Source organism: Streptomyces sp. NPDC032721 (genome assembly GCF_055579625.1).
In genome coordinates, this window is the sequence record NZ_JBVIMX010000017.1 from 1 (window position 1) to 14,859 (window position 14,859).

General features: G+C 71.7%; 15 protein-coding genes and 1 tRNA gene. 9 read left to right on the plus strand and 7 right to left on the minus strand.

All coding sequences use genetic code 11. From position 1 onward, the window contains the following. Positions 1 to 218 precede the first annotated feature (218 nt). The 3 genes from ACZ5PB_RS30685 to ACZ5PB_RS30695 form a co-directional block, all read right to left on the minus strand. Positions 219 to 1,304 carry an LLM class flavin-dependent oxidoreductase gene (locus ACZ5PB_RS30685; RefSeq protein WP_468695638.1) on the minus strand — a complete coding sequence of 362 codons (1,086 nt, stop codon included), beginning with the start codon at positions 1,302 to 1,304 and terminating at the stop codon, positions 219 to 221. A gap of 191 nt (positions 1,305 to 1,495) precedes the next feature. Then, positions 1,496 to 2,212, minus strand: a complete 717-nt coding sequence (locus tag ACZ5PB_RS30690) for a maleate cis-trans isomerase family protein (protein WP_468695639.1) — start codon at positions 2,210 to 2,212, stop codon at positions 1,496 to 1,498. Position 2,213: 1 nt separating this feature from the next. Further along, positions 2,214 to 3,134 carry a maleate cis-trans isomerase family protein gene (locus tag ACZ5PB_RS30695; protein ID WP_468695641.1) on the minus strand — a complete coding sequence of 307 codons (921 nt, stop codon included), beginning with the start codon at positions 3,132 to 3,134 and terminating at the stop codon, positions 2,214 to 2,216. Between the two features lie 170 nt (positions 3,135 to 3,304). On the opposite strand from ACZ5PB_RS30695, the gene ACZ5PB_RS30700 reads away from it, so the two are divergent. Then, the gene (locus ACZ5PB_RS30700) at positions 3,305 to 4,234 is read left to right on the plus strand and encodes a D-2-hydroxyacid dehydrogenase (RefSeq protein ID WP_468695643.1); all 930 of its coding nucleotides are present in this window, start codon (positions 3,305 to 3,307) and stop codon (positions 4,232 to 4,234) included. Further along, a complete protein-coding gene (locus ACZ5PB_RS30705) occupies positions 4,227 to 5,660 on the plus strand; it encodes an amidase (RefSeq protein WP_468695644.1) in 1,434 nt (477 codons plus the stop codon). Before ACZ5PB_RS30700 ends, ACZ5PB_RS30705 begins: the two co-directional genes overlap by 8 nt. A 790-nt stretch (positions 5,661 to 6,450) precedes the next feature. On the opposite strand, the gene ACZ5PB_RS30710 is transcribed toward ACZ5PB_RS30705, so the two are convergent. Continuing rightward, positions 6,451 to 7,368: a D-alanyl-D-alanine carboxypeptidase family protein gene (locus ACZ5PB_RS30710; protein ID WP_468695646.1), complete on the minus strand. Its 918-nt coding sequence runs from the start codon at positions 7,366 to 7,368 to the stop codon at positions 6,451 to 6,453. A 239-nt stretch (positions 7,369 to 7,607) separates the two neighbouring features. On the opposite strand from ACZ5PB_RS30710, the gene ACZ5PB_RS30715 reads away from it, so the two are divergent. Then, positions 7,608 to 8,363 (plus strand): class I SAM-dependent methyltransferase, encoded by a 756-nt coding sequence (locus ACZ5PB_RS30715; RefSeq protein ID WP_468695648.1) that lies wholly within the window; start codon positions 7,608 to 7,610, stop codon positions 8,361 to 8,363. Here the strand turns inward: ACZ5PB_RS30715 and ACZ5PB_RS30720 are convergent. Next, a complete protein-coding gene (locus tag ACZ5PB_RS30720) occupies positions 8,341 to 8,937 on the minus strand; it encodes a hypothetical protein (protein ID WP_468695649.1) in 597 nt (198 codons plus the stop codon). The genes ACZ5PB_RS30715 and ACZ5PB_RS30720 overlap by 23 nt on opposite strands. Before the next feature lie 93 nt (positions 8,938 to 9,030). Further along, complete coding sequence (locus ACZ5PB_RS30725; protein WP_468695651.1) at positions 9,031 to 9,537, minus strand: DUF3830 family protein; 507 nt, start codon at positions 9,535 to 9,537, stop codon at positions 9,031 to 9,033. Positions 9,538 to 9,726: 189 nt separating this feature from the next. On the opposite strand from ACZ5PB_RS30725, the gene ehuB reads away from it, so the two are divergent. The 6 genes from ehuB (at position 9,727) to ACZ5PB_RS30755 (ending at position 13,783) form a co-directional block, all read left to right on the plus strand. Continuing rightward, complete coding sequence (ehuB, locus tag ACZ5PB_RS30730) at positions 9,727 to 10,581, plus strand: ectoine/hydroxyectoine ABC transporter substrate-binding protein EhuB (RefSeq protein ID WP_468695652.1); 855 nt, start codon at positions 9,727 to 9,729, stop codon at positions 10,579 to 10,581. Beyond that, positions 10,578 to 11,261 carry an ectoine/hydroxyectoine ABC transporter permease subunit EhuC gene (ehuC, locus tag ACZ5PB_RS30735; RefSeq protein WP_468695654.1) on the plus strand — a complete coding sequence of 228 codons (684 nt, stop codon included), beginning with the start codon at positions 10,578 to 10,580 and terminating at the stop codon, positions 11,259 to 11,261. The genes ehuB and ehuC overlap by 4 nt, the downstream gene beginning before the upstream one ends. Next, a complete protein-coding gene (gene ehuD, locus ACZ5PB_RS30740; protein WP_468695656.1) occupies positions 11,258 to 11,911 on the plus strand; it encodes an ectoine/hydroxyectoine ABC transporter permease subunit EhuD in 654 nt (217 codons plus the stop codon). The genes ehuC and ehuD overlap by 4 nt, the downstream gene beginning before the upstream one ends. Before the next feature lie 67 nt (positions 11,912 to 11,978). Beyond that, entirely contained in the window at positions 11,979 to 12,710 is a 732-nt protein-coding gene (gene ehuA, locus ACZ5PB_RS30745) for an ectoine/hydroxyectoine ABC transporter ATP-binding protein EhuA (RefSeq protein WP_468695871.1), read from the plus strand. Positions 12,711 to 12,896: 186 nt separating this feature from the next. After that, on the plus strand, positions 12,897 to 13,658 hold the full coding sequence (locus tag ACZ5PB_RS30750) for an IclR family transcriptional regulator (RefSeq protein ID WP_468695657.1): 762 nt from the start codon (positions 12,897 to 12,899) through the stop codon (positions 13,656 to 13,658). A gap of 51 nt (positions 13,659 to 13,709) precedes the next feature. Beyond that, positions 13,710 to 13,783: transfer RNA gene (locus ACZ5PB_RS30755), tRNA-Lys, on the plus strand. A 37-nt stretch (positions 13,784 to 13,820) separates the two neighbouring features. Here ACZ5PB_RS30755 and rfbB read toward each other — a convergent pair. Next, positions 13,821 to 14,780 (minus strand): dTDP-glucose 4,6-dehydratase, encoded by a 960-nt coding sequence (gene rfbB / locus ACZ5PB_RS30760; protein WP_468695659.1) that lies wholly within the window; start codon positions 14,778 to 14,780, stop codon positions 13,821 to 13,823. Positions 14,781 to 14,859: the final 79 nt, after the last annotated feature.

Sequence of the window (14,859 nt, forward strand, 5' to 3'; positions counted from 1 at the left end):
GGGGGGGGGGGGGGGGGGGGGGGGGGGGGGGGGGGGGGGGGGGGGGGGGGGGGGGGGGGGGGGGGGGGGGGGGGGGGGGGGGGGGGGGGGGGGGGCCCCCCCCCCCCCCCCCCTCCACCGGCATCCCCCTCGTGGGGCTCCGTTCAGGCCTTCGGGAGGCCGTACGGATCAGGCCTTCGGGAGGCTGTACGGGTCAGGCCTTCGGGAGGCTGTACGGATCAGGCCTTCGGAAGGCCGTACGCGTCGGCGATCAGCTCGTAACTGCGGACCCGGAAGTCACCGCCGTGGGCGTTGGCGGTGAGCATGAGCTCGTCGGCGCCGGTGCGCTTGGCGAGGTCGCCCAGGCCCGCGACGACCGCGTCGGGGGTGCCGTGGATGACGTTGGCCAGCCAGCTGTCCACGAACTCCCGCTCCACCGGACTGAACCGGTACTCCTCGGCCTCCTCGGGGGTCGGGATGAGCCCCGGGCGGCCGGTGCGCAGCCGGAGCATGCTGAGGGCGCCGGTGAGGACCTGGCGGCGGGCCTGGGCCTCGTCGTCGGTGGCGAGCGCGGAGACGCCGATCACGGAGTACGGCGCGTCGAGGACGGCCGAGGGGCGGAAGGAGTCCCGGTAGAGGTCCAGCGCCGGGATGGTGTTCTGCGCGGAGAAGTGGTGCGCGAACGCGAAGGGCAGGCCGAGGGTTCCCGCCAGCCGGGCGCTGAACCCGGAGCTGCCGAGCAGCCAGAGCTGGGGGGTGTTGCCGTGTCCCTGTACGGGTCCGGGGACGGCGTGGATCTTGGAGTACGGGTGTCCGTCCGGGAAGTCGTCCTGGAGGAACCGGGTCAGCTCGGCCAGCTGGCGCGGGAATTCGTCGGCGCCCTCGTGCGGGTTGTCGCTGCGGCGCAGGGCCGCCGCGGTCGCACCGTCGGTGCCGGGCGCCCGGCCGAGCCCGAGGTCGACGCGCCCCGGGGCCATCGCCTCCAGGGTGCCGAACTGCTCCGCGATGACGAGCGGGGCGTGGTTGGGCAGCATCACGCCGCCGGAGCCGAGCCGGATCCGGTCGGTGTGGGCGGCGAGGTGGGCCAGGATCACGGCCGGGGACGAACTGGCCACACCGGGCATGGAGTGGTGCTCGGCCACCCAGTACCGGTGGAAGCCGCGCGCCTCGGCCAGCTTCGCGATCTCCACGCTCGTACGGAGGGAGGCGGTGGCGGTGGAGCCCGCGCCGACGGTCGCGAGGTCGAGGACGGAGAGCGGGGTGGGGGCGGAGCCATGGATGGGGCCGCGGACGGGGTCGGGGGTCGGGGTCTGGCTGGCTTCCACCGGGGGTCCTCCTGGGGCGGGCGTTCTCTGTACGTACTCCCGTCTACGAACAGGAGGCAGTCTCCGGATATTCCCGGAACCCGCCGGTCCCCTGCCCGCCGACGTGCCCCCGAACCCCCTGCCCCGCCTTCGGCGCCGCCCTCGTCCCCACGTACCCGCACGCCGCCCCGTCCGGATGAAGGGTGCCGCCGCTATCCCGCGAACAGCGCCCCCAGTGCCGCCACCCGCACCCGGCGCTCGACCAGCCGCAGCCCCTCCCAGACGGTGACCTGGTTGGCGGTGAGGACGGGCTTGCCCAACTCCCGCTCCAGCCGCACGAGATGGGCCGCCGTGTGCAGCGCCGTATCGGGGAGGAGGACCGCCTCCGCGTCCGGGTGGTCGCCCTGCCGGGCCAGGTCGAGGACCTCCGCGAGGCCCCAGGTGCCCACCTCGGCGGCGGTGATGATGCCGCTGCCGCACGTGGAGACGACCTCCGCGCCCGCCGACTTCAGGAAGCCCCGGAAGAGTTCCGCCACGTCGTCGGGGTAGGTGGCGGCGACCGCGACCCGGCTCGCGCCCAGCGCCCGTACCGCGTGGGCGAAGGCGAAGGAGGTCGAGGAGGCGGGCAGCCCGGCCGCCGTGGCCAGGGTGCGCACCTGCTCGTGGGCGCCCTCCCAGCCGTACACGAAGCTGGCGCTGGTGCAGGCCCAGACAACGGCCTCGGCACCGGCGAGGCGCAGTTCCTCGACACCCGCGCCGAGCCGGTGCGCGGCGCCCATCTCCAGCAGGGCGTCCACCCGGTGGGCGTCGGTGCCGATGTCGGTGTGCACCAGGGGCAGCCGTACGCCGTCGTCCGCGAGGAGCGCTTCCATCCTGGGGTAGTCGTCCTCGGCGGAGTGGCCGGGGTAGAGGAATCCGATCGCTGTCATGTCAGTTCAGGCCTTCCTGCTCGGGGTACGGCGGGAGGGGCGGAGGGGGTGGAGGGGGCGGGAGCACCTCGGGGGCGAGGCCCGGGGGTTCCGCGAGGGCGGGCGGGGGCAGCTCCGAGAGGGCCGGGCCCGCCAGCTCCGCCAGGACCGGACCGGTCACCCCGGCAGGGGCCTGCGGGGCCATCGTCAGCAGTTGGTACGGGCCGACCGCCCGGATGCCGAGCCTGCGCAGCGCGGACCACATGGTGACCTGGTTGGCGGAGATGACCGGCATCCGCAGCTCCGCCTCCAGTTGCGGAATCACGTCGTAGGTGGGGAGGTTGGTGCAGCTGATGAACAGGCAGTCGGCCGCGCCGACCACCGCCCGCCGCGCCATGTCGACCACGTCCCGGTACGGCACCTTCCAGATGTGCCGGGTCAGGCCCAGGAACTCGCGGCCCGTGACGACGATGCCCGCCTCCGCCAGATAGTCCTCCAGGGACCGCGTGACGGACTCGGTGTACGGGGTGACGACGGCGATCCGCCGCGCCCCCAGTTCGGCGAGCGCCTCCAGGAGGGCGCCCGAGGTGGTCACGGAGGGCAGTTCGCCGTCCTCGGTGACCCCGGCCCGGGACATCGCAGCGCACATGGCGCGCTCCCCCGCGGTGCCGTCGACGAAGCTGCCCGACGTACAGGCGTACGCGATGACCTGCGGTTCGACGGCGATCAGGGCCCGCACCGCTTCCCGCAGGGTCTGGTGCTCGCTGACCAGGCGGGCCAGGTCGAGGCTGACCTCGACGGGGACGTAGGGGGTGCGGGTGAGATGGAGGGAGATGCCGTCGGGCACCCACCGCCACAGCTCCCTGTCGAGAGCGAAATCGAACGGGGCGACCACGCCTACGCCGCGTTGCGGCTGTGGCCCACCGAGAAAGGAAAGTTCCAAAGCGGCCCCCAGGTATGGGTGTTGACGACCGTAGGGTGCGGGTACGAGCGTGGTCAATCCGTACATCTGCGACGTTGCGAAACGGTTTCCAGACTATGACTGATGCCCACAAGGTCCCCGGACTTCACGAAGTTCATGAAGTTCACGAAGACGCTGAAGTCACCCTTCTCGTGCTCGACGCCGACCCGCCGCCCCGCCTCGGTGGCCTCACCGGACGCGCCCGCATTCTGCACGGTGACGAATCGGCGTTGGCGAGTCAACTCCCCGAGGCGGACGTCCTGCTCGTGTGGGACTTCCTGTCGGACGCGGTGCGGCGCGCGTGGCCGGGTGCGGGTGCGCGCCCGCGCTGGGTGCACACCGCGAGCGCCGGGGTGGACCACCTCATGTGCCCGGAGCTGGCCGCTTCGGACACGCTCGTCACCAACGCCCGGGGGATCTTCGAGATCCCAATCGCGGAGTATGTGACCGGGCTGGTCATCGCGGCCGCGAAGGACTTCAACGGCACCAACGAGCTCCAGCGGCAGCGGCGTTGGCGACACCGGGAGACCCGCAGGGTGGCCGGGACGCGGGCGGTGGTGGTCGGCTCAGGGCCGATCGGGCGGGCCGTGGCGCGCATGCTGGAGGCGGTCGGGGTGACGGTGGCGCTGACCGGGCGCACCGCACGCCCCGGGGTGCGCGGCCCCGAGGAGCTGCCGGCGCTGCTGGCCGGGGCGGACTGGGTGGTGTGCGCGGCGCCGCTGACGCCCGCGACCCGGGGCATGTTCGACGCGCGGGCCTTCGGGGCGATGAACCCGGCGGCGTACTTCATCAATGTCGGCCGGGGTCAACTGGTCGTGGAGTCCGACCTGTTGGAGGCACTGGCCCAGCGGCGGATCGCGGGCGCCGCCCTGGACGTCTTCGAGCGGGAACCGCTCCCGCCGGAGAGTCCGCTGTGGGACGTGCCGGGGCTGACGGTGTCGCCGCACATGAGCGGTGACGTGGCGGGCTGGCGGGACGCGCTGGAGTCCCAGTTCCTGGAGCTCTACGCACTCTGGGAGGCCGGAAAGCCACTTCCGAATGTAGTGGACAAGAATGTTGGGTACGTCCCCACTCATGACTGAGCCGACGACAGCACCCACTGCCCTGGCCGACTTCTCCGCCCGTCAGCTTCTCGCCGCGTACGAAAAGGGCGAGGCCTCCCCCGTGGAGGCGACCCGTGCCGTACTGGAGCGGGCCGAGGCCGTCCAGCCGGCCCTGAACCCGTTCGTCTCGATCGCCGGGGAGGCGGCGCTGGAGCAGGCGCGGGCGTCGGCCGAGCGGTGGCGCAGGCGGGAGCCGTGCGGGCTGCTGGACGGGGTGCCGGTGACGGTGAAGGACCTCCTGCTCCAGGCCGGAACACCGACCCTGCGCGGCTCCAAGACCACTTCCATAGGAGGAACTTGGGACGAGGACTCCCCCTCGGTGGCCCGCCTGCGCGAGCACGGCGCGGTCTTCGTCGGCCGTACGACCACTCCCGAGTTCGGCTGGAAGGGCGTGACCGACTCGCCCCGGCACGGCATCACCCGTAACCCGTACGACCCGGCGAAGACCTCGGGCGGCTCCAGCGGGGGCAGCGCGGTGGCCGTGGCGGTGGGCGCGGGACCGCTGTCGGTCGGTACGGACGGCGGCGGCTCGGTCCGCATCCCCGCGTCGTTCTGCGGCGTCTTCGGGATGAAGCCGACGTACGGCAGGATCCCGCTGTACCCGTCCAGCCCGTTCGGCACCCTGGCGCACGCGGGCCCGATGGCGCGGGACGCGGCGGACGCGGCGCTGATGCTGGACGTGCTGGCGGGCGAGAGCGACTGGCGGGACTGGTCGCAGCTGCCGGTCTCCGACGACGGCGAGACGCGGCACCGGATCGGCGACGGGGTGCGCGGGCTGCGGGTGGCGTACTCGCCGACCTTCGGCGGGCAGGTGAAGGTCGCCCCCGAGGTGGCGGCGGCGGTGCGCGGCGCGGTGGAGAGGCTGGCCGGGCTCGGCGCCTTCGTCGAGGAGACCGACCCGGACTTCGCGGACCCGGCGGAGGCCTTCCACACCCTGTGGTTCAGCGGGGCGGCGCGGGTGGTCCAGCACTTCGGCCGCGAGCAGCGGGACTCCCTGGACCCGGGGCTGCGGGAGGTCAGCGGGATCGGCGCGCGGTACTCGGCGCTGGACTATCTGGCGGCGGTGGACGCGCGGATGGAACTCGGCCGCCGGATGGGCCGCTTCCACGCCACGTACGACCTGCTGGTCACCCCGACCATGCCGATCACCGCCTTCGAGGCGGGCGCGGAGACCCCTCGCGGCTCCGGCCAGCGGCGCTGGACGGGCTGGACTCCCTTCACCTACCCCTTCAACCTGACGCAGCAGCCGGCGGCGACGGTGCCGTGCGGAACGGACGGGGGCGGACTGCCGATCGGCCTCCAACTGATCGCCGCCCGCCACCGTGACCCATTGGTCCTACGAGCGGCCCACTCCCTGTACTCCACCGGAACGGCAACCTCCGCCCCGCCCCCTGCCCTCCCCTGAGCACGGCGGCACGCCGCCCCCACCCCGTCAGGGACGCGAGGCTGCAACACCCTGCGGCTCCACCACACGAACACGACCAGCCCCCTCTCACAGGGGTACCTCGCCCCCCCACGTGGAGGGGCGCCCCTTCAGGGGCGCGGGGCTGTAACACTGTGCGACTCCACCGCGCGGGCGCGGGCAGCCCCTCTCACAGGGGTACCTCGCCCCACCCACCCCCGCGCCGGAGGTGCGCCCCTTCAGGGGCGCGGGGCTGTAACACTGTGCGTCTCCGCCGCGCGGGCGCGACCAGCCCTCCTCGCAGGGGTACCGCGTACCCGCCCACCCCCGCGTGGGGGGTGCGCCCCTTTAGGGGCGCGGGGAACTGCGCGGCCAGCCACGACGCACCCGCACCTCCCCCACCCACCCCAACCGGGCTGCCACCCCGGGGCCCGGGGCGCAGCCCCGGCAACCCACCCACCCCCGCCCGCCCGCACGGGCCCGGGGTCCGGGGCGGAGCCCCGGTTTCGGGAAGGGGCGGGGTGGGGTGGAGCCCCGCGCAGCGGACCACTCATGTGCGGAGCGCGGGGCGGGGGCGGAGCTGGGGCGGGGCCCAAGGGTGCGGCTCCGCCGGGGGGCCGCCCCCTTGCCCGCCCGTCCCGCCCCCGGGGGGCGGCCCCGCCGCCCAAGGGGGCTCGGGGGTGGGGGGGGAAGGTGCGGCCCCGCCGCCCGAGGGGGCGGGCGCGTGGCGCGGCTCCGCCGGTCGAGGGGGGCGGGGGGGTAGCGCGGCTCCGCCGACCGAGGGGGCGGGGGGTTAGCTGGAGAAGCCGTGGGTGAGGAGGTGGGCGGCGTCCTTGGCGCGGTTCACGTCCGAGGAGGAGGCGAGCACGGTGCCGTACAGGGTCTTGTTGCCGCGCTTGGTGGCGAAGACCAGGCAGTACTTGGCCTGGGGGCCGGAGCCCGTCTTGATGCCGAGGGTGCCCTTGTAGCTGGTGAGCAGCGGGTTGGTGTTGGTCCAGGACATGTTCCGGTGCCCGCCCGACCTCGTCACCGTCCGCTGCTTCGTCGACTTCGTCGCCACCACCGTCCGGAAGGTGGCGTTCTTCATCGCGCTCACCGCGAGCCGGGTGAGGTCGCGCGCCGTGGAGTAGTTCCCCTTCCCGCCGCCGCCGTCGAACGAGTCGAAGTGGGTGTTCTTCAGCCCCAGCGTGCGGGCCGTCGCGTTCATCTTTCCGATGAAGGACTTCACCCGGGCGTCCCGCGTCGTCCCCGCCCCGAACTTGTCGGCCAACGCGTACGCCGCGTCGCACCCGGACGGCAGCATCAGCGCGTACAGCAGCTGCCGCACCGTCACCTTGTCGCCGACGATGAGCCGGGCCGACGAGGCCGTGTTCCTCACGATGTAGTCGCTGTACGCCTTCTGGATCGTCACCTTGGCGTTCAGGTCGAGGCCCTTGCTCGCCAGCACCACCTTCGCCGTCATGATCTTGGTGGTGGAGCCGGTGGGCAGCCGGGTGTCCGCCGCCTTGGCGTAGAGGGTCTTCCCCGTGGCCGCGTTCATGAGGAAGGCGCCCTTGGCGGTGACCGTGGGCGCCTTCGGTGCGGCGCTCAGGCCGCTCGGCGCCGCCGCCGGGGCGACTCCCCCGGGGGCCAGCGCCTGCGCCGGGGCGACGGCCGCCCCGGCGGCCAGTACGGACCCCGCTGTCGCGGCGGTGACGGCGATCGCCGACACCCGACGCACCTTCACACTCCGCCTGATTCCAGTAATTCCGGCAATTCCTGTAATTCCGGTAAGTCCGCTCTTCACGCTGAATGCTCCAAATGCCCATGTCTCGGAGGCCACATGAGAAAGTCGCCTGCCCTGACTCACGACCGAGACGCCCTTCGGGCACGGCTTCCGCCCGGATTTCCTACCGGACGGTCATTTTCGGACCCTTTCGCCCGACGGCCCTCCCGTGCTCCGCTGGACCCATGAATCACATCGTGCGCGAGGGATACGAAGGCACCGGGCCGGGCGTGATCACCCCGGACGGATGCGCCGTGGAGCTGTACCGGCGGATGCCCGCCGAAGGAGAACCGGAGATCGTGGCGGCAGCGGCGGCCGGCCGGCTGCCCGGCGCCCGGCTCCTCGAACTCGGCTCCGGCACGGGCCGCCTCACCCGCCCGCTGACCGATCTCGGCTTCGAGGTGACCGCGGTGGACGAGTCGGAGGAGATGCTGGCGGCGGTACGGGAGGCGGTCCCCGGCATCCGTACCGTACGCACCCCGATCGAGCACCTGGACCTGACGGCCGACGAGCACGCCAAGGGCGGCTTCGACGTCGTACTGCTGGCCTCGTTCCTGGTCCACTCGGGAACGGAGGGAGTGCGCGAGGCCCTGCTGCGGGCCTGCCGCCGCCATGTCGCCGACGACGGGCTGGTGATCGTCCAGCGGCAGACCGCCGCACGGCACGAGAACCTCCCCCGGGAGCGCCGGCTGCCCGGCGGTGCGCTGATCCGCGTGGTGTCGTCGGAGCCCGCACCGGACGAGGGCCGCCCGGGCACCCGCGCCCTGTTCGTGGAGTACCACTTCCCCGACGCGAAGTGGACGCAGCGCTATCTGAGCTGCCCGCTCACGGAGGAGGAGTTCGAGGAGGCGCTCGCCGGGGCGGGACTGACCGTCGACGGCTACCTCGACGAGGAGCACAGCTGGGCGCGGGCGGCGCCTACCCCGGCCGCTCCTCGCTGAAGTCCGCTTCGACGTCAGCCGCCAGCCGGGCTTCGAGGCGGGCGAACCGTGCCCTGTTGCGCGAGAGCGGGCTCAGGCTCGACGCCAGGAAGCCCGCCCCGGCGACCAGGAGCGCGGCGAAGAGGAAGTTCGCGGCGAGCAGGTGCACGGCGGCGAGCACCAGCAGCACCGCGACGGCCAGCGGCTGGGCCCAGGCCCCGCCCGCCTTCCGGCTGTTCTGGAGCCGCACCAGTGCCCGCATTCCCCGGCGGGCCACCGGGTCGGCGGGTATCCGTTCCTGCCGGGCGAGCCGTACGAGGACGGCCATCTGCCGGTAGGTGCAGCCGCTCTGCCGCTGGAGGCTCGTCATCACCCCGGCGTTCGCCCAGGCGGCGAGCACCGACCCCATCAGGGCGACCACCCCGGGGGCGGGTCCGAAGCCGGCCACCCACCACAGGACCGCGCCCAGGGCGCACCCCACGATGACCACCATCGCGGCGGTGGCCCACCGCGCGTCGTGCCAGCGCCACTCCCCCTCCCAGTCGAACGCGCCGTCCACCGGCCGGCCGGGTCTGCCGTCGGGTCTCCCGCTCATGGGCCCACTTCCTTCCGCTCGCTGTGCGGAGCGGATGCTACGGAGCGCCGGGGGTCACGCCAACTCCCGGGAACAAAGGGCGGATTACCGGCCCTACCGGTCAGACCGCCGGAAACTCAGCGTCTCGCCCACCGCCCCCGCCCGCCACAGGTCCTGGCACGCGTCCGCCATCCGGTCGAGCCCGTCCACGACCGCGCCCCAGACGATGCCGGGCACCCAGCCCTGGTCGCCGTTGAGGAGCAGGTTGTTGCGCTCGTAGAAGAGGGCCAGGTCGACGATGGTGGGGCGGTCGGAGCGGATGTGGTCGGCGGAGTAGCCGTGCGAGCCGGTGGCCAGTTCCGTACCCGCGAAGGAGAAGTAACAGAGGTCGCCGGGGATCGGGGTGACGGTGGGGTTCTCCAGTGGAGGTTCGGTGTCGGCGAAGGCCGGAAAGAGACCGTAGATCTCGTTGCGGGCGTACTTCGCGTGGTAGACCTCGCCGGACAGCGGGAGCGCGTCCCAGACCGCGGCGCAGGTGATCGGGGCCTTGTCGTCGAGGAGCCGGGCGGTGCACCGCACACCGCGCTTGTCGAGCGAAATGTCCACGAATCGTTCGGTCATCTCCCCATCGTGCAGCGATGATCGCGCCCGTCAAGGGGGCATCTCCCGCGAGGCGGGCCGGAATTGGTTGGACTAATCCGTGCGCTCCCGGGTAGCCGCGCGCCCATGGCTCCCACACGAGATTTCAGGGAAGAGCAAGGAAACGGCAGACGACGGCCCCCGGGACAAGGGTCGCCGGGGCAGCGGTCGATGGGCCGGCGCTCGCTTCTGGTGGGCGGTGCGGCGCTGGGCGCTGCGGGGGCGCTCGGGGTCGCGGGCTGCAGCAAGGTGCCCACCGGGGACACCCTGGCGAGACTGAAGTCGCAGGGCATCGTGCGGATGGGCATCGCGGGCGAGGCCCCGTACGGCTTCATCGACGACCAGGGCAACTTCACCGGTGAGGCCGTCGAACTCGCCAAAGTGATCTTCAAGCGGCTGGGCATCGGCAAGGTGCAGCCGGTCGCCACCGACTTCTCCTCGCTCATACCCGGGCTCAACTCCCAGCAGTTCGACGTGGTCTCGGCCGGGATGTACATCAACAAGGACCGCTGCGCGCAGGTCATCTTCGCCGACCCGGAGTACCAGATGCTGGACTCCTTCATCGTGCAGAAGACCAACCCGCGCAAGCTCCACTCGTACCAGGACATCAAGCGCACGAACTCCACGATGGCCACCGGCACCGGCTACGCCGAGATCGAGTACGCGATCGCCGCCGGGATCCCGGAGAAGGAGATCGTGATCCTCCAGGACCCGGTCGCGGGCCTGAACGCGGTCGAGTCCGGCCGGGTCCACGTCTTCGCGGGTACGGCGCTGACCGGCCGCGAGGTGGTCAAGAAGAGCACCAAGGCCGAGGCCACCACGCCCTTCGCGCCGGTCGTCAACGGCGAGAAGAAGGTCGACGGCGGCGGCTTCGCCTTCCGCAAGCTGGACGCCGAGCTGCGGGACGCCTTCAACGTGGAGATCCACAAGATGAAGAAGAGCGGCGAGCTCTTCCGGATCCTGCAGCCCTTCGGGTTCACCAAGGCGGAGATGACCACCCTCACTGCCGAGGAGTTGTGCCGATGAGCTCCGGTCTGTGGCAGAACTGGATCCTGCCGGGCATCTGGACGACCGTCCAGCTCACCGTCTACAGCGCGGTGCTGGCCACCTTCGTCGCCTTCGGCATCGGCATGGCCCGGACCCACCGGCTGTGGATCGTGCGCTTCCTCGCGGGTGTCTACACGGAGGTCTTCCGTGGCACGTCCGCGCTGGTGCTGATGTTCTGGCTGTTCTTCGTGGTGCCCGGCCTGATCGGCTGGGCGTTCGTCCCCATGTGGGCCGCCGTGCTCGCACTGGGGCTTTCCTACGGTGCGTACGGTGCGGAGGTCGTGCGCGGCGCCCTGAACTCGGTGACTGCCGCCCAGCGCGAGGCGGGCATCGCCCTCAACTTCACGCCCTGGCAGCGGATGCGGCTGATCCTGCTGCCGCAGGCGGTGCCGGAGATGATCCCGCCGTTCAACAACCTGCTGATCGAGCTGCTGAAGGGCACGGCGCTGGTGTCCCTGCTGGGCATCGGTGACGTCTCGTTCGCCGCGTACCTGGTGCGGCTCGCCACCCAGGAGAGCGCACAGATCTACTCGATCACGCTCGTCATCTACTTCGTGATCGCGTTCGTGCTGACGCGCGGCATGAAGGCCGTGGAGCGCAGGACGAAGGCCGGCATCGGCATCGACATCAAGGCCCAGGCCGCCGGGGGGACGCGATGAGTACGTGGGACTGGTCCGCAGTGGCGGACTTCATGCCGCGCTTCTGGGACGGGGTGCTGCTCACCCTCCAGGTGCTGGCGCTCGGCTCGGTGCTGTCGTTCTCGCTGGGTCTGGTGTGGGCCTTCGGGCTGCGCTCGCCGCTGAAGTGGGTGCGCTGGCCGGTGAACGTCGTCACCGAGTTCATCCGCAACACCCCGCTCCTCGTCCAGCTCTTCTTCCTGTTCTTCGTGCTGCCGGAGTGGGGCGTCCAGTTCTCCGCGATCACCACCGGCACCGTCGCGATCGGGCTGCACTACTCGACGTACACCGCACAGGTCTACAAGGCGGGCATCGACGCCGTCCCGGCCGGCCAGTGGGAGGCGGCGACCGCGCTCAGCCTGCCCGCGCACCGCACCTGGTTCGCGGTGATCCTCCCGCAGGCGATCCGGCGCATCGTGCCGGCGCTCGGCAACTACGTCGTCTCGATGCTGAAGGACACCCCTCTGCTGGCCGGCATCAGCGTGCTGGAGCTGCTCCAGCAGGCGCGGCTGGAGAGCGCGTCCACCTTCCAGTACACCGAGCCGCTGACCGTCGTCGGCATCGCCTTCATCCTCATCGCCTACCCGGCGTCCCTTCTGCTGCGAGTCCTGGAGCGTCGTCTTGTCCGCTGAAGCCACCCAGCCCGCCGATTCCCCCGAGGCCGCTTCCGGCGCCACTGCTGGTGCCACTGCCGGTGACCTGATCACGTTCAAGGACGTCACCAAGCGGTTCGGGAAGAACACCGTCCTGGACAACCTGTGCTTCTCGGTGAAGCCGGGCAAGCACGTGACCCTGATCGGGCCCTCCGGGTCCGGCAAGACCACCATCCTGCGGCTGCTGATGACCCTGATGAAGCCGGAGGAGGGCACCATCCACGTGGGCGGGGCCCAGCTCTTCCCCTCGCAGGGCGAGAAGCAGCTGCGGGAGGTGCGCAAGAACATCGGGATGGTGTTCCAGCAGTTCAACCTCTTCCCGAACATGACGGTGCTGCGCAACATCACCGAGGCGCCGGTACGGGTCCTGGGCCTGTCCAGGGACGAGGCCGACGAGCGGGCCCGCGAGCTGCTCGACATGGTCGGCCTCGGCGACCGCTGCGACGCCAAGCCCACCCAGCTCTCCGGCGGCCAGCAGCAGCGGGTCGCCATCGCCCGTGCGCTGGCGATGCGCCCGCAGGTGCTCCTCCTCGACGAGGTGACCTCGGCGCTCGACCCGGAGCTGGTGGCGGGCGTCCTGGACGTGCTGCGCGACATCGCCCGTACGACCGACATCACCATGCTCTGTGTGACGCACGAGATGAACTTCGCCCGGGACATCTCGGACGACGTCCTGATGTTCGACTCGGGCCGGGTCATCGAGTCGGGACCGCCGGAGAAGATCTTCGGCGACCCGGAGCACGAGCGGACCCGGGAGTTCCTGGGCGCCGTACTGTGACCTGACTCTGGCATATGCCACGGGTGGCGCGGCCCAGCTCACGGGCCGCGCACAGGCATGCCCGGCAGAGCCAATTTGTCAACCCCCGCCCCTATGGCGGGGGTTGACGGCTATCGTGGCCTGACGACGCACGAACGACGCACAGCAGGACGCACAGCAGACGGTCACAACCTGGTAGGGGGAACCGTGGCGCTGAAGCCCGAGCCGGCCACGCCGCAGCACTCCGTGCAGTACGCCCTGCGCGTGCTGGATTCCGTGTCGAAGCACAGTGGCGGCGTCACCGACGGCCAGCTCGCCCGCGAGACGGGCCTGCCCTCGGAAACGCTGGGGCCCCTGCTGCTGATGCTGCGCCGCGAGGGGTACGTGGAGCAGGTCGCCGACGGCGCCTATGTGACGGGTGAGTCCCTGGAGCTGGTCGGGGCGTCCGGGGCGGCGGCCCGCGAGGGGCTGCGGCTCAGGCTCCAGGAGACCCTGGACCAGCTGCGCGACTCGGTCGGCGCCGCGATCTACCTCAGCAGGTACGTGGACGGCGAGATCAAGGTGACCCAGGTCGCCGAGGGCCCGCTCACCCCGAAGGTCAACGAGTGGGTCGACTTCCGCTCCTCGGCGCACGCCAGCGCGATAGGCAAGTGCCTGCTCACCCAGCTCGACCAGAACGGCCGCCGGGACCACCTCTCCCGGCACAAGACCGCCCGGCTCACCTCGCGGACGATCACCAGCGAGCGGGTGCTGTTCTCCAAGCTGGACAGCCAGCCCGCCACGGTCCCGGTGCTCGACCTCCAGGAGTACGCACTGGGCACGGTCTGCGCCGCCGTACCGCTGACGGCCGGGGCGGCGGTGGGCTGCCTCGCCCTGTCCCTCCCGGTCGAACACGCGCACCGGCTGCGGCAGGCGGCGGACGCGCTGAACCGGCGGGCGACACCGATGGCGCTCTCGCTGTCGCTCTGATCGCACGAGGTCGCGAGCACCCCTCCGGACCAGGTACTATTTACGAGTCAAGCGCCGCTAGCTCAGTTGGTTAGAGCAGCTGACTCTTAATCAGCGGGTCCGGGGTTCGAGTCCCTGGCGGCGCACTTGATATTGAAGCCCCACCGGTTCGCCGGTGGGGCTTCAGTGTTTTCCCCACCACTGGGGATGGTCCCGGTACCAGGCGACGGTGGCGGCCAGCCCTTCGTCGAGGGGGACCGAGGGGGCGTACCCCAGTTCCTCGCGGATGCGGGTGTCGTCGAGGGCGTACCGCTGGTCGTGCCCCTTGCGGTCGGCGACGTGGGTGACGAGGGAGCGGGAGGCGCCGGTCAACTCGACCAGCCGGTCGGTGAGCTCGGCGTTGGTGAGGGCGTTCCCGCTGCCCACGTGGTGGACGGAGCCCGCCGCCCCCTTGGTCAGGACGAGGTGCACGGCGCGGCAGTGGTCCTCGACATGGAGCCATTCGCGGACGTTGGCACCGGTGCCGTACAGCGGGACGCTCCGGCCCGCCAGGAGCCGGGTGGTGAAGCGCGGGATCAGCTTTTCGAGGTGCTGGTACGGGCCGTAGTTGTTGGAGCAGCGAGTGATACGGACGTCCAGGCCGTGGGTGCGCCAGTAGGAGCGGGCCATCAGATCGCCGCCCGCCTTGGAGGCGGCGTACGGGGAGTTGGGTGCGAGCGGCGCGTCCTCGGTCCACGCACCCTCGTCGATCGAGCCGTACACCTCGTCGGTGGAGACGTGGACGACCGGTCCCGTCCCGGTGCGCAGGCAGGCTTCGAGGAGGGTCTGGGTGCCCTGGACGTTCGTCCCGACGAAGGCCGCGGCCCCCTCGATGGAGCGGTCGACGTGCGACTCGGCGGCGAGGTGGACCACGGCGTCGTGGCCGGGCAGCAGGTCCAGGAGGAGGGGCAGGTCGCGGACGTCGCCCCGGACGAAGGTGAGGCGGGGGTGGCCGAGGGGGAGGTTGTCGGTGTTGCCCGCGTACGTGAGGAGGTCGAGGACCGTGACCCGGGCCTGCTCGGCACCGGGGAGGCACCCTTCGAGGAGCATCCGCACGTAACTGGAGCCGATGAAACCGGCGCCGCCGGTAACCAGGATCTGCACGCCGCGCACTCCCTCTCCGGGAAATGGACCCACTCGTTCCGCAGCGCCCGAGCGTACCGCCCGTCGGCCGGCCGGCGCG

Bases quoted from the DNA above. Each gene is read 5' to 3' on its own strand.
- ehuD (WP_468695656.1), top strand. From the start codon at position 11,258: ATGAGTACGTGGGACTGGTCCGCAGTGGCGGACTTCATGCCGCGCTTC.
- ACZ5PB_RS30705 (WP_468695644.1), top strand. From the start codon at position 4,227: ATGACTGAGCCGACGACAGCACCCACTGCCCTGGCCGACTTCTCCGCC.
- ACZ5PB_RS30725 (WP_468695651.1), bottom strand. From the start codon at position 9,537: ATGACCGAACGATTCGTGGACATTTCGCTCGACAAGCGCGGTGTGCGG.
- ACZ5PB_RS30690 (WP_468695639.1), bottom strand. From the start codon at position 2,212: ATGACAGCGATCGGATTCCTCTACCCCGGCCACTCCGCCGAGGACGAC.
- ehuB (WP_468695652.1), top strand. From the start codon at position 9,727: ATGGGCCGGCGCTCGCTTCTGGTGGGCGGTGCGGCGCTGGGCGCTGCG.
- ehuC (WP_468695654.1), top strand. From the start codon at position 10,578: ATGAGCTCCGGTCTGTGGCAGAACTGGATCCTGCCGGGCATCTGGACG.
- ACZ5PB_RS30715 (WP_468695648.1), top strand. From the start codon at position 7,608: ATGAATCACATCGTGCGCGAGGGATACGAAGGCACCGGGCCGGGCGTG.
- ACZ5PB_RS30720 (WP_468695649.1), bottom strand. From the start codon at position 8,937: ATGAGCGGGAGACCCGACGGCAGACCCGGCCGGCCGGTGGACGGCGCG.